Consider the following 20,360-nt stretch of genomic DNA (forward strand, 5'->3'; position numbering starts at 1 on the left):
AGTAAGTGAATGTTTAAAAGACAAACCAATAAAAACGTCTCAAAATTTCTGCTCATTTCAGCGCAAGATATCCATTGGAGTCGTCAACAGGTCTTGGCCTTAGCAAGTCAATTGTCTGTGATGATCATCAGCGTCATTATTTTTACCACCCTATTACTCAGCTTGGGCGAACGTCGCTTACAAGAGGATTGGGCCGATAAACGTTACAGTGAATTGCAAACTGTAGGTACACTGGCGTCAGATAAAGTTAACTTCCTTAAGTTTCGTACCCAAGCCTTTGCTAATGGCGAGTTGATGAACCAGTATTTAACAACGCCAGCTGAACTTCAAAAAGAACGCTTACTCGAAAATTGGTCTGGGTTACTGACTCATATTCCAGAACTATTGGGACTCACCTTATTTGATCCTCAGGGTAATATCCGTATTGCCACCACCCCAGCCTTTGATAACATCTCGCTTCCTGAAGTCGTGTTAAGTAAAGATAAAATCATGGGCGGTAATGATATTTATTCTTCTCAGATTCAATTTGTACCTATCAATGGCAAACTGGTTCCTTTTGTTTTTCAGTTAGCATGGATTGAAAACCCGGATCAAAGTATTCGTGGATATTTAGTCACTTACAATTCCATTACCGAAGTACTGCAATCGATTAAACCCGCTTTCTTCAATCACGATACACCGCTATTGTTACTCGGCGAAGACGGTAAATTATACGCAGGTGATGAACAAAACAGTCCACTCAAGAAAATGCCCAATGCTTTAGGTGGCAGTTTGCAACAAAGTTATCCGTCTATTTGGCAACAAATGGCCAATACCAATTTTGGTCAGTATCACAATGATGTCGGTACATTTGTGTTTCTTAAAATTGAGCTTGCTGCCCATCACCCTATCATTAGGGAATATTATTTATTGTCATATATTCGCCACGAAGATATTGCAGCAAGGTTTGAGCGGTGGCGTTATATCCTAATGAGTTTCGGCGTCATTATTGCGGCATTAGCCAGTGCATTACTGTTTACTCGTCACCGTTTTCAACTTGAGAAAAACGCCAACACGAACAGCATTACCCTGTCCAGCAGTCTGTTCAATAGCCATCAAAGCTGTTTATTGGTAAATAACAGCGGAAGAGTCATTAAAGCCAATAAACAAGCCGCTGAAACCTTGTCTTTAGACATCGACGAGCTACTAGAAAGAAGATTACAGCGAATACTGCAACTAGAAGACCACACTTATCAAGCATTAGTACAAGCAATGAATGGCAATAAACCTTGGTCTGAAGTCATCAGCTTTAACGATCAAAATTGCACCATTTACGTTTATGCTCAACCAGGTACAACTCACTTAAAAAGTGAACACTATTGGGTGATTACCTTTGAGAATGTCACCGAATTAAGCACAGTAAAACAGCAAGCCTATAGCTATCAGTTATTGTCAGAAAGTGATGTAGCGACAGCATTGACCGATGCAAATGGTGGGCTTATTAAGTTTAACCATAAATTCAAAAAACTGTTAGATGTCGAAGAAGCGAGTAAAGCTAATATTGTTGATTTATTAGGCGAAGAAATAACTCAACAATGGACCGACATTACCAGCCGCTTAAGTTTACAAGGAAAGTGGAAAGGCCAAATCATAGCCAACACAGGCACACGATTTGCTAATAGTTTAAAAGCCAGTATTCAAGCAGAACATTCACTTGATGGTGATATAGAGTACCTAGTGATTACCTTACAGGTATTAAAACAGCAGATATTATCTAAGCAACTCCCATCACAGCAATCGCCATTAAGTTCGATGATATTGCCATTAGCCGAATTAGAAATACATTTTAGTACGTTAACAGAGCCTAATCGCGAGCAAACTTGTTTAATGATTATGGATATTAACCCTGAAGGATTAATTAGCCATATCAGCGATATTGATCATCTTGAAAAACGTCAAAAAGACATTGAGATTCAGTTGCTGATTGATTTGCCTACAGGTTATCAAGTTGCCCGTTGGCGTTTAGGTTCATTAGTGATTTTATTGCCGTTGAGTGATTCAATTCAAGCGCACAAATATGCAATGAGTACGATGGATAGATTAGAGCAAAGCGACTTAAATGAAGGGATTAATATCGGCATTGCTGGTTACCCTGAACAGCAAAGTTTTGAAGACTATTTAGCCAACGCTGAAGTTGCATTGAAACGCGCTAAGCAAACGGGTGATCAAAACATCTGCCAAGCTTTTACTCGCAAGGCTTAAATTTATTCGCAACACATAAAGTACAGAGCGGATAATTTGCTTATCAATCTGCCAGAACCTGAACTATATATTAGGCGGAACTATATATTAGGAAGGAACTGTGTATTAGGGCTGAACTAAAATTGCAGCCCTTGTGTTTCATTATGGTATTGCCTAAAGCTGTTTAATTGAAATAGCCTAAAGCTGCTTGATTGATATTGCCTATAGCAGTTTAATTGAAATAGCCTAAAGCTGTTTAATTGATATTGCCTATAGCAGTTTAATTGAAATGGCCTAAAGCTGCTTGATTGATATTACCTAAAGTGGTTTAAGTATATTGAAAGCTTAAGTTAACCTGATAAAAACAGCTAACACAGCGACTTAATCACCCATCTCTAATAAGTTTGCTGGTAACTTACTACGAGTAATTTCAATAATGTTAGAACGGCTCATAACGACCTTATAACGGGCATATTCTAACGGCCCTTTGCCATCTTTTAACACCGCGACCAAATTGACTTGATAACGGCGCTCTACCGATTCATTACTGACTTTTCCGTCCAGTTCTTTATAGATTTTGGCTTTGCCGCGCTCTAGGTGTCTTGCAAATGGCACTAAGCTAAAGTTAACTTGCTCTTGAATTTGCGAGTAGCCTGCTTCAAATTCTTTATTAGTGACTTTGGTGGCAATACGGTAATGCAACACCTCTGCATCAACCTTGTTTTGGCTATGCCGCTGCTTCATTATTTCAGCGACTTCTGCAGGAATATCCTGCGGGCGAGTGAAATCGAGCCAAACCAACTGTTTAGCAACCACCGTTTTAGTCGAGGTATCTCGAAGAATACGACTCCAACGTGGACGCCCACGTTGAATAAAGCGCCATAGGGCATTGCGCACATCTTCTTTAAAAATTTCCCTAAAACCATAAATAATCGCTAGGGTAACGATTAAACTCATGGTTAAGCCGCTAAAGACGCCCTGTGCTTTAATAATCAACGTTGAGACGACCAACATAACCAAGGTTGTGGCTAACCCTGTCACGAACTTCTTTAGCCCTACTCCGAGGGTTTTTAGCTCTTCTTTAAGTACTACACCTTGTTGGATCAAGCGGCGCAGTAACAACATCTTATTTGAAATGCGGTTTGCATCTTGCTTTGTACCTGCCGAATTGTACTTTTTTTCCTCTTCACGGTAATGATTTTCAGCACGACACAAGTTAACTATCTGCTCTTTGATATCACTGTAATCAGCATTTCGAGGCCGATAAGCTAGTGTTTTAAGTAATTGCTGTTCACAAAACCAAGACAGATAGTTATCAGCATTAGCAAAATAAGATTGCCACTTTTCTTCGCTGGGTTCATTACGACGAAATTTCTTTAATAATTGTGTAACCGATGTGCCAAGCTCTGCTAATGCAGGATAAAACTCTGCGGCCTCGGTAATTTGCCTTAATTCCTTTGCATCAGTTTCAATAGCAACGGCAAATTGATAAGCGAATAAATTAAGGTAGAAGCGGAACTCTTCTTTAGTGCGTTTATTAATACTCACAAAACGGTTTTGCACTAAAGGTAAATGCAGGCCCTTAGAATAATAGGAACGACGCCCGACAATGGCGCTATGATAATACTCTTCTTCATCTAAGGTTTTATCGCCAATGCCCATTTCTGTTGGCAAATAAAAATATAAATCGAGTGCACGCTGATGCCCAACCTCCATCTGATGGCTGAACTTAATTGATAATGCTTCTTCTTGTTTTACTTTGATTTTTGCCACTGAGGAGAACTCAATAACGGAGAATATAGTTACTATAACGAATTTAGCGAACAATGAGAAAGGGGGATATTAACAACTCATGCTTTATTCGTGCAATTGGCAAGCCCAAAGGGTGCTAAAAGGAGTAAACTTTACCAAAATAAAGCCGTTGTCTGCGTCCATCTCTAGCACTTGAACGTTAACACTCACTTGGTTACCAACAGCAAGGTTCTCTTTTGATTCATTGAATTCATTGGCTAAATAACTCTGAAATGATGAATTATCAGATACAAACTTAGCATCTGTTATATCTAAATCTAGCTGATACAATAACTTACCAATTTCAAGCTCTCTTAGCTGGCCTTTTAAAGATAAACGTTCACGTGATGATTCAGGTTGCTCGCTAAAATAGTCTAAATAAATTTTCTCATCATTGAATGTCAATGAGAGATGTATCGAGATTTGAGGGGTGTTAATCACAATATTATCATTGGCTGTCATTGCGTGAATTTTTGTACTGCAATCAAATGCCGACACTTGACGCGAATCAGCAAAAGACTCCAGTATTAAAATACTAATACAAAACAGAACTGTACTCGACAGAATAAAAACAGCGCGCCCAAGCTTAGTCATTAGAAATTGTGCTAGACGATTAGCCACAAATATTCACCTCTTTTAACCAATCTTGGTTCACAACAGTCATTTGTGGATCTTCTTTTATCACTCTAATATTTTCAAAATGTAACCCATCCTGATCACGTTTTTTCAAAACAACGCTAATTGTTCTATTATCGCGAGCAATCGACACTAAAAGTGAATCCCAATCCATCACATCACACTTTGATAATTCGCTTAACGCATTTTCAGAACGAGATATAAAATCGCCATGATAGTCCTCACTCCCTTCAGACTCGTAAGCATAAAGCTTAGCTAAGCTACCAGCAGGAGTGATAAATTCAGCGCTAAAATCTGGCACTCTAAAGCCCGAGTCTTTTAGATTTGAGTGGACAAAATAAGACGCAATTATTGTCATAAGAATAACGAGAATGTAATGTGCTTTTGAAATAACTTTAGTGGGGGAATCTAGCAAGCTGGTACGATTTACTACCACATTGCTATATAAAATGGCCCCTTGATCTGCAATTAATTCAATTAGGCCACGATGAGGTTCACCAAAGTAATCTTGGAAGTTTTCTACAAGTTGTTCCATTTCCGTAAGAGATAAACTGTGTAAATAGCCATCATGCTCTTCTGGAAATGACAGTGATTCTATAGGTACAACATGGCCACGATGCTTTGCAAGAATGCTTAACACCTTGTACTCATTATAATTGAGTTGCCATTTAGTAGCATTAGATTGATTAATAAGCTCTTTTTGCTCATCATCAAACCAACAACACCCGATTTGCATTCCTATATTATCTCTTTAGTCAATATCACCAATTATTATACGCTAGCCAAAAAAGATAGTTTGTGATCAAAACAGACGATAGATAGCCTAGATTTAATTTCGTGAACTAGCCCTCGTAATTTCGTAAGAGTTCTTTGTCAGAAACAGCAAAACGGATACAAGTGTTAACCATTTTAACAAAATAATAATATTTACCAGAGACTTATAAGATTAAAAAGCACTCAAACAACCTCCCCTATCTAAGCAGAGATCATAAGGCAAGCCTCCATTTATGTTTATACAAAGTAAACCTAGCCCTCAAATGTAACATTCATAACGCTAATAACATTAGAGCGGTACACGCTTGGTAAAAGTAAAACCGTTTCAAAAAATAGCGACAAAAAAGCCGAGTTTTCCTCGGCTTTTATAGGTTCACACAAATGTTTACCGGTGATATCCCGAATACATTAGAATGCGTATAACAGTGTCATGTTTGTTTCAGTATCAGTGCTTTTGAAACCTTCTAAAGGCTCACTGTTGTAACGAACAATCACAGCAAACTTCATCGCTAACGCACCGATAATGTTAGCTGTTAACGCAGACTCAGAACGTCCCTCTAAATAATCACCGTAATCAGCAACGAAGAGTTGAGTAAACTTAGAGCTTTCTGTTATTTCATAAGAAAAGTTAAGTGCACCATGAGCAACTACACTATCTTCAGTGTCATAGCCCAATGCTAAAGACTGTTCATCATCTAGCTTTTTATAAATGTAACCAGGACCAATTTCAGCACTTAAAAATGTTCTACCCGTATCGATAAATTTATGACCATAACCGGCTGAACCAATTGCTTTATAATCAAAACCAGTAAAAGGATCGGCTTCGTAGTTTGCTGTGATATACATGTAGTTCTTTTCATCAAACTTATAATCACCTTGGATACCAGCATAGTAACGTTTTGCCGTGTTCTCACCAGAATCTTCTTTATATAAGCCTTCTAGTAAGTAAGCATTTTCCCAGTTACCCAGCTCTTGTTTAAGGCCAAGACGGGCTTTAAAAGAAGAAGTATCAGTGTTACCCGTTGTTAACGTTGCACCTAACTCAGCTTCACCAGCAAACGTCGCATCACCTTCAACAAAATCAGCACCAGCATGGGCCGCAAATGGCATGGCAAGTGTTACAGCTGCAGCAAGTAGCAGTTTTTTCATGTCATCAAATCCTTTATTTACAATTAATTCAAGTTCACTCCAGAAATCGAACCGAATTCTAACACTTTGGTATCAAAAATGAAAAAACTACTGTGCATTTAATATTTAAACTCCAAATGGCGGTTTTTAAGCAGATAACAAGCTCTTACTTTGCCAGCGGCCACTCCGCCAGCGCCATAACATGGTTAATCCCCTCACCCATTCGTCTATCGCCAAGGCCATCCAAATGCCGACCAAGCCTAAGTCGAGGTAAATACCAAAGAAGTATGCACCAGGCACAGCTATACACCACATAGATATAAGACCAGCAAAAAAGGGGAAGCGTGCATCACCACTAGCTCTCAGAGCATTAATTACCACTAAGTTGAAGGTTCTCCCTGGCTCCATCAATAAAGTCAGAAGAAATAATTGCCCAACCATAGCGAGAATATCTTGATCATCTGTGAAAAAGGCCACTAACCTTTCCCCCATTAAGGCGGCAAGAATTGCAACAATCGTCGTTAGAACCAGTCCAATTTTGAGTGCTCGATACATTTGTGTCTCAGCAGCTTGGTATTGCTTGGCACCAATCATATGGCCAATCATAATTTCATTGCCAATACCGATAGATAAACCGAACAAAAGAATGAACATACAGACTTGAAAATAAAGCGCTTGCGCTGCAAGGGCTTTATCCCCCATCAAACCAACAAAGGCTGTCACCACCATAAATTGCAGCATCCAAGAGATATTTTCCCCAGCCGCAGGTAAGCCAATATGGAATACTTTGGCTAGCAAATGCTTTTTAGGCTTAATAATTTCAGTTATCTTAAGCGGAATTTGGGTGTACTTAACAAATAAGTATGCCATCAAAGACATGCCGACGAGTCGACCCACTACGGTACTAATAGCAACCCCAGCGACGCCCATTTGAGGTATACCGAACCAGCCGTATAGCAATAATAAGTTGCCCAAGAAGGTAATCACGTTCATTAATAAAGTGACCCACATGGCTTGCTGAGTAAATCCATGGGCACGCATCCCAGCAGCTAAGCACATTGCCATCGCTTCAGGGATCAGACAGATACCAACGATTTGCAAATATAACTTAGCATCGGGAATTAACTCTACCGGTAAGTTCATCAGGTGCAGTATTAGCCCCGCGCCAAAAAATACTCCAAGCGCTGCTGCAACCCCAACCATTAAATTAAACCCAATAGAGGAATAAACAACATCGCGGGCTGTTGATCGATTTTTAGCCCCCAAATATTGGGTAATGACCACACTTGCGCCAATACTGACAAAACTAAATAAGGTAATGGATAACTCAAAGACCATATTACCAACAGATAACGCTGCCACCCCTTGATAGGAAACACGGCTAATCATTAACGTATTTAACGCTGCGGTTAAAAAATGTAGCGCAAAATCGAAAAATAATGGCCAAGTCAACGCGAATAATGAGAGTGGTTTGTCTGATTTTACGTGCATGTTAGTACTTCAGTAATGGTTAAAGGTGAGCATATTCCATGACAAGGTTAACGACTCAAAATGACAGTTAATATGTCTCTAATTAAGCTGAGTCAGTTTTATTCCATTTTTAAGGGCGGGGATAATGCGTTATAAACGCCTTTGATACAAGTTGTTTCATCAAAATTTGGCCATAAAAAAACCAGCGTTGACCGCTGGTTTTTTGAAGCTTTATTAATCAATTAGTTAACTGATAAGTGTTGTTACTTTCACATATAACTAAAGACTCATGTAACTAAATGCTCATATAACTAAAGACTCTTGTAAAAGTCAGCCATTAGTTAATTTGAGGATTAAGTTCACCTGACTGATACGCTTTATACATTGCTTGTAGTGACTTAGGCTTGATCTTAGAGCCCATGCCAGCACAACCAAATGCTTCGTAACGTGTTGTACAGATATCAGCCATTGCTTCCATAGATGCTTTTAAGAATTTACGTGGATCAAATTCTGATGGATTTTCAGCAAGGAATTTACGTACTGCACCCGTTGAGGCTAAACGTAGATCAGTATCGATATTCACTTTACGCACACCGTGCTTAATACCTTCAACGATTTCTTCTAACGGCACACCGTAAGTTTCAGGGATCGCGCCGCCGTACTGGTTAATCACTTCTAACCACTCTTGCGGTACAGAAGAAGAACCGTGCATAACTAAGTGAGTATTAGGAATACGAGCGTGGATTTCTTTAATACGGTCAATACGCAACACATCACCAGTAGGACGTTGGCTGAACTTGTAAGCACCATGGCTGGTACCAATTGCAATAGCCAATGCATCAACATGAGTATCAGCAACAAAACGTGCAGCTTCTTCTGGCGTAGTTAACATTTGATCCATTGTTAGGATGCCCGCAGCGCCAATGCCATCTTCTTCGCCAGCTTCACCGGTTTCAAGGCTACCTAAACAACCAATTTCACCTTCAACAGACACACCACAAGCGTGTGCAAAAGCAACAGTACGACGCGTTACATCCACGTTGTAATCATACGATGCAGGTGTCTTACCATCAGCCATCAAAGAACCGTCCATCATTACTGAAGACATACCTAATTGGATAGAACGCTGACAAATATCAGGATCGGTACCATGGTCTTGGTGAATACATACTGGAATATCTGGATATTGCTCAAGAGCAGCAGCCATCAAGTACTTAAGAAACTGAGGACGAGCGTACTTACGTGCGCCAGCTGATGCCTGAACAATCACAGGGCTGTCAGTTGCTTCAGCAGCTTGCATAATTGCACGCATTTGCTCAAGGTTGTTTACGTTGAATGCTGGAACACCGTAATCGTGTTCTGCAGCATGGTCTAACATTTGACGTAGAGATATTAAGGCCATTTTTTACTCCAAAAATAGGGTGATGTCTCACCTAGGTCGCTATCGCTTTGGATTGATTTTTATACCCTATGACACTTCAAAGCCAGGTTAACTATCCGTAAATAGCCAACGTTTCAATAAAGAACACGGGCGGTTTTTTTTCTAATAATTATATTTTTCTTACTGCAATCTTTCCGTTTTAGCCCGTCAGCCATAGTGCCAACTCTTTGGTTAGCATCTAAGTGACGAAATGGCTAAAACGTTTTTTATACTTGCTGTTAAGCACCACGCTGTTCAAGCATGGTTACTGCAGGTAATTCTTTTCCTTCAAGGAACTCAAGGAAAGCACCACCACCTGTAGAGATATAAGAGACTTTATCAGCAATATCATATTTATCTACTGCTGCTAATGTATCGCCACCACCTGCAATAGAGAATGCACTCGAATCGGCAATCGCCTGCGCGATACGTTTAGTACCTTCGCCAAATTGGTCAAATTCGAATACGCCAACTGGGCCATTCCACACAACAGTGCCTGCTGCTTCAATAATTTTAGCTAATGCTTCTGCGCTATCAGGGCCGATATCAAAAATCATATCAGTATCAGATACATCACTAACAGATTTTAATGTAGCTTCAGCTGTTGGGCTAAATTCACTCGCTACAACAACATCAGTCGGTACAGGGATATCGCCGCCACGGCTTTGTGCGTTTGCAACTAAACGTTTAGCTTCATCCACTAAATCAGCTTCAAATAATGACTTACCCACTTGGTGGCCAGCTGCCGCGACGAATGTGTTCGCAATTCCGCCACCGACAACTAACTGATCAACCTTAGTTGATAAGCTTTCAAGAACGGTCAATTTTGTTGATACTTTTGAACCACCTACAATAGCAACCATTGGACGGGCTGGATTATCTAATGCTTTACCCAGAGCAGATAACTCGCCCGCTAGAAGTGGGCCAGCACAAGCTACTGATGCATGAAGTCCAACGCCATGAGTCGATGCTTGCGCACGATGCGCTGTACCAAATGCATCCATTACGTAGACATCACATAATGCCGCTAGTTTTTTAGCTAAAGCTTCATCGTTTTTCTTTTCGCCGACGTTAAAACGTACGTTTTCGAATACTACGACTTCACCAACTTTAGCTTCAACACCATCAAGGTAATCTGACGCTAAACTTACAGGGCAATCAAGTGCTTCATTTAAGTAGTTCACCACTGGCTGCATAGAAAACTCAGGGTTAAACTCGCCTTCAGTTGGACGACCTAAATGTGACATCACCATCACAGCTGCACCTTTTTCAAGCGCTAGCTTAATTGTTGGTAAAGCAGCACGTAGACGAGCATCACTCGTTACAACACCATCACTGACAGGTACGTTTAGATCTTCACGAATAAGCACACGCTTATTGGTTAAATCTAACTCACTCATATTGATAATAGCCATTAGACTTTCCTTATAATTTAAAAACAAAACTGCTTTTGCTACTGAGCGCTTTACCCACAGAGATAAAGCGCTCAATAACAATAAAATTAGTTATCTGTTTGCTTAGCTAATATCATTGCTAAGCTGGTGTCGAGCATTCGATTTGCAAAACCCCATTCGTTATCACACCAAAGTAATAACTTGACCAAGTGGCCGTCGCTCACCCGCGTTTGAGTGCCATCAACAATACTGGAGCGCGGGTCGTGGTTAAAATCACACGACACCAATGGCGCATCGGTATAGCCTAGCACCGCATTAAATAATCCGCTGGCTGCATGCTCTAAAACATGGTTTATCTTGGCAATATCTACTCGCTCATTCAATGTCACCGATAAATCAATTGCGGTGACATTAATAGTGGGCACTCGCACTGAAATCGCTTCAAACTTGTCTTTCATGTGCGGCAAAATTCTTTCAATGCCGCGAGCAAGTTTTGTATCTACTGGGATGATGGATTGACCCGCTGCACGTGTTCTGCGTAAATCGTCATGATACGCATCAATAACTTGTTGATCATTCATCGATGAATGGATAGTCGTTATTGCGCCGCTTTTCACCCCGAAGTGATTATCTAGCACATCAATGACAGGCACAATACAGTTGGTGGTACATGACGCATTTGAAACAACTGTATGGTCAGCTTTGAGTAAATCATCATTGACACCAAATACAATAGTGGCATCAACATCAGCAGAAGAAGGGTGACTAATCAGGACTTGTTTGGCACCGGCTTTTATATGCGCTTCGCATTCTGCTCGATCGCCTAAACTACCACTGCATTCATAAACGATATCAATATCGAGATCTGACCAAGGCAGTAAATTCGCGTCAGGCTGATGGAACAATTGAATCACATCATCGCCGATGACGAGCTGTTCATCTTTTAACTTAACCGTATTTTGAAAACGGCCATGAGTCGTATCATATTGAGTGAGGTGACTGATTGCGGCAGGTTTGGCAAGTTCATTAATTGCCACGATCTGGATTTCTTGACGTTTACCCGACTCGTATAGTGCACGGAGGATAGAACGACCTATACGGCCATAACCATTGATAGCGACTCGGATCATTGAGGGTTAAGCTTCCTCTTAACAGTACTCAGTAAAAAGCAGATAATAAAACGGCCTGCAAGTGATTGCAGGCCGCATTATACAGACTTAAAGGGTAAAAGTTTACCCTTATTATTTAACTGTATATTGGTTAAACCAGAGCATTCACTGTGTTAACCACGTTTTCAACGGTAAAGCCGAAGTGCTTCAATAAATCGCCGCCAGGTGCAGACTCACCAAACGTAGACATACCGACTACAGCGCCGTTAAAACCAACATATTTGTGCCAGTAATCAACATGCGCAGCTTCAATAGCAACACGTTTCAGTACGCCAGCAGGTAATACTGATTCTTTATAAGCTGCATCTTGCTTATCAAATACGTTAGTAGATGGCATAGAAACAACGCGAACTTTTTGACCTTTTTCAGTCAATGCTGCAGCAGAATCAAGTGCTAGCTGCACTTCACTACCTGTAGCAATTAGAATCACTTCAGCAGTACCTTCACAATCAGACAGTACATAACCACCTTTAGCAACATTAGCTAATTGCTCAGCTGTACGTGCTTGTGCCTTAAGGCCTTGGCGACTAAAGATAAGTGAAGTAGGCGCTTTACGGTTTTCAATAGCAGACTTCCAAGATACAGCAGTTTCCGCCGCATCACATGGGCGCCATACAGTCATGTTTGGCGTCATACGTAAGTTAGCAAGTTGTTCTACTGGTTGGTGAGTTGGTCCATCTTCACCTTGACCAATTGAATCATGGGTATAAACGAACACGTTTTGAATGCCCATTAATGCTGACATACGTACTGCATTGCGAGCGTATTCCATAAACATCATGAACGTCGCGCCGTAGTTAATGAAACCACCATGCAAAGAAGCACCATTCATAATGCCACTCATACCGAACTCACGCACACCGTAGTAGATGTAGTTGCCCGCAGGATCGTCTTGAATACCTTTTGAACCAGACCAAAGAGTCAGGTTTGAACCCGCTAAGTCAGCAGAGCCACCTAACAGTTCAGGTAACATTTCGCCGAAGAAACCGATGGCGTTTTGTGAAGCTTTGCGACTTGCAATGCCTTCTGCTTTATCTTGGCATTCTTGAATAAATGCGTTGGCTTTTTCTTCAAATTCTGCAGGAAGCTCGCCTGTGATAACACGACGTTTGTATTCAGCTGCTAGCTCAGGGAAAGCGGCAGTATAAGCTGCAAATTTCTCGTTCCAGCTTGCTTCGTTTGAAGCGCCAGAATCTTTTGCATCCCAACCTTCATAAACAGTTTCAGGGATTTCAAATGCACCGTGATCCCAACCAAGGAATTCACGTGCTGCAGCGATTTCAGCATCACCCAGTGGTGCGCCGTGACAATCATGACTACCTGACTTATTTGGCGAACCAAAACCAATGGTCGTTTTACAACAAATCATTGTTGGCTTATCAGTAACAGACTTCGCTTCTTCAATAGCTTCGCGGATTGCATCACTATCGTGTCCATCAACGTCTGCGATAACGTGCCAGCCGTATGATTCAAAACGTTTAGGCGTGTCATCGGTGAACCAGCCTTCAACATGACCATCAATAGAAATACCATTGTCATCCCAGAAAGCCACAAGCTTACCAAGACCTAAAGTACCTGCTAATGAACATGCTTCATGAGAAATACCTTCCATCAAACAGCCATCACCTAAGAAACAGTAAGTGAAGTGGTCAACGATATCGTGACCAGGTTGATTAAACTGAGCAGCCAAGGTTTTTTCAGCAATCGCCATACCGACAGCGTTACTGATACCAGCGCCTAATGGGCCCGTTGTAGTTTCAACACCTGGCGTATAACCATATTCAGGATGACCAGGGGTTTTAGAATGAAGCTGACGGAAGTTCTTCAATTCTTCAATAGGTAATGCATAACCTGTTAAATGCAGTAAAGAGTAGATAAGCATTGAACCATGGCCATTTGATAATACAAAACGGTCACGATCAACCCATTCTGGGTTGTTTGGGTTGTGCTTAAGGAAGTCATTCCATAGCACTTCAGCGATGTCAGCCATCCCCATTGGTGCACCTGGGTGGCCAGAATTGGCTTTTTGAACAGCATCCATGGTTAATGCACGGATTGCGTTAGCGAGTTCTTTACGAGATGACATGCTCTCTCCTGCTTGTTGATGATGAGGTCTAGCGGGCAATTGTGGGGACATATTTTCCCCTACTCAGCGATGGGACGCAAATTATTATTAGATATAAGTCGCAATTTTTTGCATCTGACTACCAAGCCCCAGCTAAATAAGATATTAAACGGCTTAAATTTATATCATGTTAGCGCTAACATTTATATAACTTTTTACACCCATCCTCAACATTCCATTAAAGAATGCCTGATCCAAAATCACCGTACTGCGTACTAAACGATGTGAATATTTATTGCCAATAAACGTATTAAAACAGTCAAAATTAATAATACTCAACTAAAATAATTGTTCTATTACCGCCCATTTAAACCTTAAGGTTGGAGCTAAAAAGTTAAATAACTGCATAAATTTCATAAGATTAATTTATTGATATCTAAAACAGTCAAAAATGGATTTTTATAAATATTTGAATGATTGCACAATTATTAACTTATATTAGTTCTAAGGGGTGTTATCCAATCCGATTTGAATTATTATAGACGTCTAGATGTAGATGCTTCTACACGTTCAAATTCCAAAAGACGAGATTTACCAACTATGGCAAACCACTTGTTCACCTCTGAGTCAGTCTCAGAAGGTCATCCAGATAAAATCGCCGATCAGATTTCTGATGCGGTATTAGACGCAATTTTAGAGCAAGACCCTAAAGCACGCGTTGCTTGTGAAACTTACGTTAAAACCGGTATGGTTTTAGTCGGCGGTGAAGTCACAACTTCTGCTTGGGTTGATATCGAAGAAATCACACGTAAAACAGTACGTGAAATTGGTTACACCCATTCAGATATGGGTTTTGATGCTGATTCTTGTGCGATTTTAAATGCCATTGGTAAACAGTCTCCAGACATTAACCAAGGTGTTGACCGTAGCGATCCAGCTGAACAAGGCGCGGGTGACCAAGGTCTTATGTTTGGTTACGCGAGTAACGAAACCGACGTATTAATGCCTGCACCGATTACTTACGCACACAAATTAGTGAAGCGTCAGTCTGAAGTGCGTAAAGATGGTACTTTACCTTGGTTACGTCCTGATGCGAAAAGCCAAGTCACTTTTGCTTATGAAAATGGCAAAATCAAAGGCATCGATGCTATCGTGCTTTCGACTCAACATCGTGAAGATGTGACCCAAGAAGACTTGATTGAAGGCGTGATGGAAACCATCATTAAGCCTGTTTTACCATCTCAGTGGTTAAACAAAGACACTAAATACTTCATCAACCCAACTGGTCGTTTCGTTATTGGCGGACCGGTAGGTGATTGTGGTTTAACAGGCCGTAAAATCATCGTAGATACCTACGGCGGTATGGCTCGTCACGGTGGTGGTGCTTTCTCTGGTAAAGACCCATCAAAAGTTGACCGTAGTGCTGCATATGCTGCGCGTTACGTTGCTAAAAATATCGTTGCTGCAGGTCTTGCCGACCGCTGTGAAATCCAAGTGTCTTATGCAATTGGTGTTGCAGAGCCAACATCTATCAGCATTGAAACATTTGGTACTGGTAAAGTATCTGAAGATGTATTGATTAAGCTTGTACGTCAGCACTTTGAGCTACGTCCATACGGTTTAACAGCAATGCTAGACCTTGCACGTCCTATCTACCAAGGAACAGCTGCATACGGTCACTTCGGTCGTGAAGAGTTCCCTTGGGAAGCAACTGATAAAGCTGAAATCTTACGCGCTGATGCAGGTCTATAAGTTTTAAACTTATTGACTGCTGATGCCAAGTAAATTGTTTACGCTAAGTTAAGCAATAAAAAAACCGTCAATTGACGGTTTTTTTGTGCCTTTAATTTATCTCACTTGATATCTAGAGTTCAAAATAACTATGTACAGTGCAAGATAGATAACTATTGGCAGTGCAAGATAGATAACTATTGGCAGTGCAAGATAGATATGTACACTACAGGCTAGGTGAAAGTACGATAGAAAAGATAAATGATAATCGCGCCCACAGTTAACACCGATGGATAAAAGGTCAAGCTAAAGCCGATAGATCTTGCCCCCGCCCCTTTATCATAACCGCGCATAAACAATATTCGGCCGATAAAAAATAATACCGAAATTAATCCAATTAACGACATATAGTCAGCGGGCATAATGAAAGCCCATAAGAAATACACACTCATCACAATACAAAATTGTTCTAAGGTATTTTGCAGAACACTTTGCAAGCGCCTAACTCGCTCTGATTGCTCATAATAACTGCTACCATCAATATCTTTCGCACTGAAAAATCGATGCTTAGCAACACGCCCCACAGCAATGATTAAGCTTAACGTTGGTAAAATCATCCCATAGGCATAAATAACCAACCTTTCAATTAATGATTGTGGCTCACTATATTCAAAAGGGTTTGCTAGTGCGCCATAAATCACCACAGCAAAAGACACAAGCATCCCTATTACAATACCTTGAGTGACATCACGTTGCTTACTGGTAAGTTTATTGGTAATTGAACTTGAAATTGGCATTATCTCTCCCTGTCATTAATGCTCAATTGCTAAAAAATGACCTCGATGATCCTTCATTAATATGGTCATATACCGATATTCGCACTCCAACAGGAGCATCACTAATTCAAAATTTATCGATTTAGCTGCACTTTGTCTCTTGTTAAACTATAGTCATTACCCGCCATTCTGCCGATGGCATCCAACATTTCACTGTCGATTTTAAAGTCAGTAACAGCATCATCGCGCACGTGAATGGCAACCACATCACCTAGTACTAAATGGCCTGACATAGGATCCTGCCCTAAATCTACAATTTGATTTAGTCTACATTCAAAACTGACAATCGCTTGCTTCACTCTATGCGGAGCGACTATCGATGAAGCCAGTTTCTCAACACTTGCATATTCAAACTCATCTTCAGTTGCGGGGATTTGATGGCAGGTTTGATTCATCATCGCTAAATCTGAATAGCTGACACTATTAATCACAAATTCTTGCAGTTCACGAATATTGACTAAAGTGTCTTTCTCAGCCCCTTTATCTGTGCTCATAGGGTTAAAACACAAGACTGGTGGATTAGCACTTGCTACAGTAAAAAATGAAAAAGGTGCTAAATTATTGACCCCTGATTTTGATACTGTTGAAACCCAAGCAATGGGTCTTGGGCTGACACCACCAATAAGCAATTTATAAACTTGTTGCGGTGTTAATGATTCTGGCAAAAATTCCATTTATGTCTCAAGTTGTTCTAAACATCAACTTAGCTAATCGAGCTCGGGTAAACTGATGAAAATCATATGCTAAATAAGTTACTTACTAAGCTATCACCCTATAATTGTTCAAACAAGCCCAAATCTTCCCACTCAAAATAAAACAAGTCATTAACATAATTTATCAGCAAAACTGAGCATATTATGCTCAACATTTAACGCGCAGAAGGTAGTGATGTTATTGAACGAGGGCTAGATCATTGAAATTTAGCTATTCATATCAGCTAAACTGATGATTTGTTATGATGGCGAAACACAAAACTCAGATTACTTATAAAAATTGACAGGATCATTGTGCCCATGCCTGAGTGGTTTTCCCCTCCAGCGTTTCTGCTCACTCATAAGCAGAAGCCTAAACACAACCTTGAAAAAAGCCATGAACAAACTCCCAAACAAGACAATAACCAGATTTTACTCGCCCAAATGCAGTGGTCTGAAATAAAACTTTTTTATCGCCAACATTTAAGTTACTCAAAACCCAGTATTAACGATCGCATCGCACTCATAAGAAATAGCAGTACAAAAGGTGCTTATCGCAAACTGCAAAATGATAGCGTAGTAAATGCTGGCTTGAGTGGAGCTCTAAGTGATGTTCTAAGTGATGATTTGAGTGATGATTTGAGTGATGATTTAAGTGATGATTTAAGTGATGATTTGAGTGATGATTTAAGTGATGATTTGAGTGATGATTTATCTGAATTGAATCAAGGCATAAACATAGAGGTTGAAGCCAAAGATTCATTGGGTTCACTGGGTAAAATTGAAGCCAGCATTCGAATTAAACCTATCGGCAAGTGTCAATTGGTCACTGGATTAGTCGTCGCACAAATTGCACGAGGACAAGGGTTTGCTCATCAATTACTGGAATATATAAAACCTGAATTATTACCCGAACAAGCTTATGTTTTTGCGATTCCCGAACTTGAACCATTTTATCAAGCTTATGGTTTTATCGTTTGCCACAAACCTGATAATGATATCCAACAATTATTTCTTAAGTACCAACAGCCAGATAGGCCCTTAATTCTGATGAAGCTTGTTTCAAAATAAGGCGTTCAATTAGCATTTGAACTTAACGACCTGATTAACAATGATCGAAGTGTGAAGTTTCAACACACATAAATGAAATCTGCTGCAGACTAAGAATAGGCACATTAACCGACTTGCCTGAAGATAAATCAATAGGTTCAGCATCTGTTGCTATCAGTTTTATGGCCTCTTCATAACCATTTGTGCGGCCGCACACAATATTACCAAACTCAGTTTCAACAATATAATATGGCTTCAAGTTGAGTGGTGACTTGCCCTCAGCGCTTGAACTGCTTTTGTCCTTCGCTTGTGAAATGAAGAGTTGAGGGTTAAGTTCAATTTCAAAGGCTGAATAATGCTTTTCCAAAGCCGCCAAAACACCAACCACAATTTTTAGGTTTTCAAACGCTGCCAACCTTAAATGCAGATAAGGTTGAAATACTTGTTCAAAGGTTATCGATTCAGAATGTGCCATAACGGGATTACTCAATTTAAAAGATTAATAAAAAGATTAGAGTGATTAGGGCTAGTTTTTCATCACTAACAAATAGTAATCACGTTGTTGAAAGCTGAAGTAATCCACGACTTCCATTGGCGATTTCTTAGTGTGCGCGGCAAAGGAGAGCGCATTTTCTTCAGCAATAAATGTCACCATAAAGCTGTATTTGGCTGAAACTTTACGTTTAAGTTGTTGCACTAATTGCTCAAAGATACCCCGACCACGATAATTGGGGTGTATCCATATTGGTCCATACTGGCAGCTATTGTTTGAGCTTAGTCGACTAAAGCCGACTTCAATATCATTCATTTTGCGTAGTACGTGGGCATAAATTCCCCAAGCTTGAAACCATGACCATGGACCCGCAATAACGTAACCAATAATAGCTGTGACAACATTTTCATTTTCTGTTGTTTCAGCCAACATAATCCAGCCTTTTTTAATCAACTCACTTATTTGTATTTTAGAAAAACACTGACCAGACATCACGTCTGCAGAAGAAGATAATTCATCATTCATATACTGCTTTTCAAGCTGAGCAATAGCATTAGCATCAGCTTCATTTGCTAATCGGTATTTGATATTCATTTAGAAGCGTTATCACCATTTTGTTTTTGCGCCCAATCAAATACTAACGCAACAGGGTAAGGTGCCATGATTAATAAGCCAACGCCAATTAAACTGGCAACAAGCAACATGCCGCTGACTTCGTTGGCGAAGTCAGTAAAAAGGTACAAGCTCGCACCTATGCCAACAGACAATAACCCAAGCATATGCATCATCTTAAAAATCTTACTCATTAGCGCAACTCTTATTAAGAAATAAACCGAAAGATAAATTGATTTGAATACCTAAAACAGCAACTTTTATACGTTAAAAGATTAAATCTTGTTGAAAGTGAAAAATAACCGCAAAACACAGTATATACTATGGATATTAATACGTATTAGCATCCTTATTGGAATCAATCCATCATGATAAAAACCATTTTCACTGCTTGTTTGGTTATTTTCGGCCTTAGTGCTTGTCAAAGCAACAGTCATCAAGCTGAAGAAATCAATATAGTAGGTAACTGGCATGTGGAGTCAGCATTATCTGAAGCCGTAATCAATCACAGTCCTGCTGAAATCATTTTCGCCGCTGACGGCAAACTATCAGGTAATAATAGCTGCAATCAGTTTTTTGGTGAGTATGAACAAGAAGAAAACCAATTAACACTTTTACCAGCAGGTTCAAGCATGATGGCATGCGTTGATGTACTGATGAAGCAAGAACAGCGCGTGATGAAAGCGATGCCACTCGTCACTAACATCACAATATCAAAATCAGGCAAATTATTATTAAAGTCTGATGCGGGTGCTAACTTATTAGTGTTAACCAAGAAAGAAGATTAAATCTCATGATAAAAAAGAGCCGTTTCATCAATTAATCAATGATGAAACGACTCTTTTTTGTTTCTCGAAACGAATAAAACCAGTCAATAGA

Annotated in this window: 18 protein-coding genes; 4 read left to right on the forward strand and 14 right to left on the reverse strand. The window is 40.1% G+C overall.

The window, feature by feature from the left end:
- Nucleotides 1-9: 9 nt before the first annotated feature.
- Nucleotides 10-2,241, forward strand: coding sequence for a PAS domain-containing protein (locus tag BCU84_RS09245; protein WP_102527806.1), 2,232 nt, complete (start codon nt 10-12; stop codon nt 2,239-2,241).
- 360 nt (nt 2,242-2,601) lie between these two features.
- On the opposite strand, the gene BCU84_RS09250 is transcribed toward BCU84_RS09245, so the two are convergent.
- From BCU84_RS09250 to tkt, 9 genes are all read right to left on the reverse strand, one after another.
- Complete coding sequence (locus BCU84_RS09250; protein WP_102527807.1) at nt 2,602-3,993, reverse strand: hypothetical protein; 1,392 nt, start codon at nt 3,991-3,993, stop codon at nt 2,602-2,604.
- A gap of 84 nt (nt 3,994-4,077) precedes the next feature.
- Nucleotides 4,078-4,632, reverse strand: coding sequence for a hypothetical protein (locus BCU84_RS09255; RefSeq protein ID WP_102527808.1), 555 nt, complete (start codon nt 4,630-4,632; stop codon nt 4,078-4,080).
- Complete coding sequence (locus tag BCU84_RS09260) at nt 4,625-5,383, reverse strand: hypothetical protein (protein ID WP_102527809.1); 759 nt, start codon at nt 5,381-5,383, stop codon at nt 4,625-4,627. Before BCU84_RS09260 ends, BCU84_RS09255 begins: the two co-directional genes overlap by 8 nt.
- 446 nt (nt 5,384-5,829) lie before the next feature.
- Nucleotides 5,830-6,570: a DUF481 domain-containing protein gene (locus BCU84_RS09265; RefSeq protein ID WP_102527810.1), complete on the reverse strand. Its 741-nt coding sequence runs from the start codon at nt 6,568-6,570 to the stop codon at nt 5,830-5,832.
- A 126-nt stretch (nt 6,571-6,696) separates the two neighbouring features.
- Nucleotides 6,697-8,040, reverse strand: a complete 1,344-nt coding sequence (locus BCU84_RS09270) for an MATE family efflux transporter (RefSeq protein WP_102527811.1) — start codon at nt 8,038-8,040, stop codon at nt 6,697-6,699.
- Nucleotides 8,041-8,356: 316 nt separating this feature from the next.
- Nucleotides 8,357-9,421 (reverse strand): class II fructose-bisphosphate aldolase, encoded by a 1,065-nt coding sequence (gene fba, locus BCU84_RS09275; RefSeq protein WP_102527812.1) that lies wholly within the window; start codon nt 9,419-9,421, stop codon nt 8,357-8,359.
- Nucleotides 9,422-9,678: 257 nt separating this feature from the next.
- Entirely contained in the window at nt 9,679-10,854 is a 1,176-nt protein-coding gene (locus tag BCU84_RS09280; RefSeq protein WP_102527813.1) for a phosphoglycerate kinase, read from the reverse strand.
- Between the two features lie 86 nt (nt 10,855-10,940).
- Entirely contained in the window at nt 10,941-11,963 is a 1,023-nt protein-coding gene (gene epd / locus BCU84_RS09285) for an erythrose-4-phosphate dehydrogenase (RefSeq protein WP_102527814.1), read from the reverse strand.
- Between the two features lie 130 nt (nt 11,964-12,093).
- Nucleotides 12,094-14,088, reverse strand: a complete 1,995-nt coding sequence (gene tkt / locus BCU84_RS09290; RefSeq protein ID WP_102527815.1) for a transketolase — start codon at nt 14,086-14,088, stop codon at nt 12,094-12,096.
- 579 nt (nt 14,089-14,667) lie between these two features.
- On the opposite strand from tkt, the gene metK reads away from it, so the two are divergent.
- Nucleotides 14,668-15,819, forward strand: coding sequence for a methionine adenosyltransferase (metK, locus tag BCU84_RS09295; RefSeq protein WP_102527816.1), 1,152 nt, complete (start codon nt 14,668-14,670; stop codon nt 15,817-15,819).
- Nucleotides 15,820-16,031: 212 nt separating this feature from the next.
- Here metK and BCU84_RS09300 read toward each other — a convergent pair whose 3' ends face one another.
- Nucleotides 16,032-16,595 (reverse strand): MAPEG family protein, encoded by a 564-nt coding sequence (locus tag BCU84_RS09300; RefSeq protein ID WP_102527817.1) that lies wholly within the window; start codon nt 16,593-16,595, stop codon nt 16,032-16,034.
- Between the two features lie 113 nt (nt 16,596-16,708).
- Entirely contained in the window at nt 16,709-17,308 is a 600-nt protein-coding gene (locus BCU84_RS09305; RefSeq protein ID WP_102527818.1) for a flavin reductase family protein, read from the reverse strand.
- A 339-nt stretch (nt 17,309-17,647) separates the two neighbouring features.
- Here BCU84_RS09305 and BCU84_RS09310 point away from each other — a divergent pair, with 339 nt between their 5' ends.
- On the forward strand, nt 17,648-18,397 hold the full coding sequence (locus BCU84_RS09310; protein ID WP_102527819.1) for a GNAT family N-acetyltransferase: 750 nt from the start codon (nt 17,648-17,650) through the stop codon (nt 18,395-18,397).
- 34 nt (nt 18,398-18,431) lie between these two features.
- Here BCU84_RS09310 and BCU84_RS09315 read toward each other — a convergent pair whose 3' ends face one another.
- Genes BCU84_RS09315 through BCU84_RS09325 form a run of 3 tightly spaced genes read right to left on the reverse strand, consistent with a single transcriptional unit; the run spans nt 18,432 to nt 19,675 of the window.
- Nucleotides 18,432-18,851 (reverse strand): hypothetical protein, encoded by a 420-nt coding sequence (locus BCU84_RS09315; protein ID WP_102527820.1) that lies wholly within the window; start codon nt 18,849-18,851, stop codon nt 18,432-18,434.
- Nucleotides 18,852-18,902: 51 nt separating this feature from the next.
- A complete protein-coding gene (locus BCU84_RS09320; protein ID WP_102527821.1) occupies nt 18,903-19,463 on the reverse strand; it encodes a GNAT family N-acetyltransferase in 561 nt (186 codons plus the stop codon).
- The gene (locus tag BCU84_RS09325) at nt 19,460-19,675 is read right to left on the reverse strand and encodes a hypothetical protein (protein WP_102527822.1); all 216 of its coding nucleotides are present in this window, start codon (nt 19,673-19,675) and stop codon (nt 19,460-19,462) included. Before BCU84_RS09325 ends, BCU84_RS09320 begins: the two co-directional genes overlap by 4 nt.
- Before the next feature lie 174 nt (nt 19,676-19,849).
- Here BCU84_RS09325 and BCU84_RS09330 point away from each other — a divergent pair, with 174 nt between their 5' ends.
- Nucleotides 19,850-20,269, forward strand: a complete 420-nt coding sequence (locus tag BCU84_RS09330) for an META domain-containing protein (RefSeq protein ID WP_102527823.1) — start codon at nt 19,850-19,852, stop codon at nt 20,267-20,269.
- Nucleotides 20,270-20,360 lie beyond the last annotated feature (91 nt).

Source organism: Shewanella sp. 10N.286.51.B7, assembly GCF_002873615.1.
GTDB classification, from domain to species: domain Bacteria; phylum Pseudomonadota; class Gammaproteobacteria; order Enterobacterales; family Shewanellaceae; genus Shewanella; species Shewanella electrodiphila.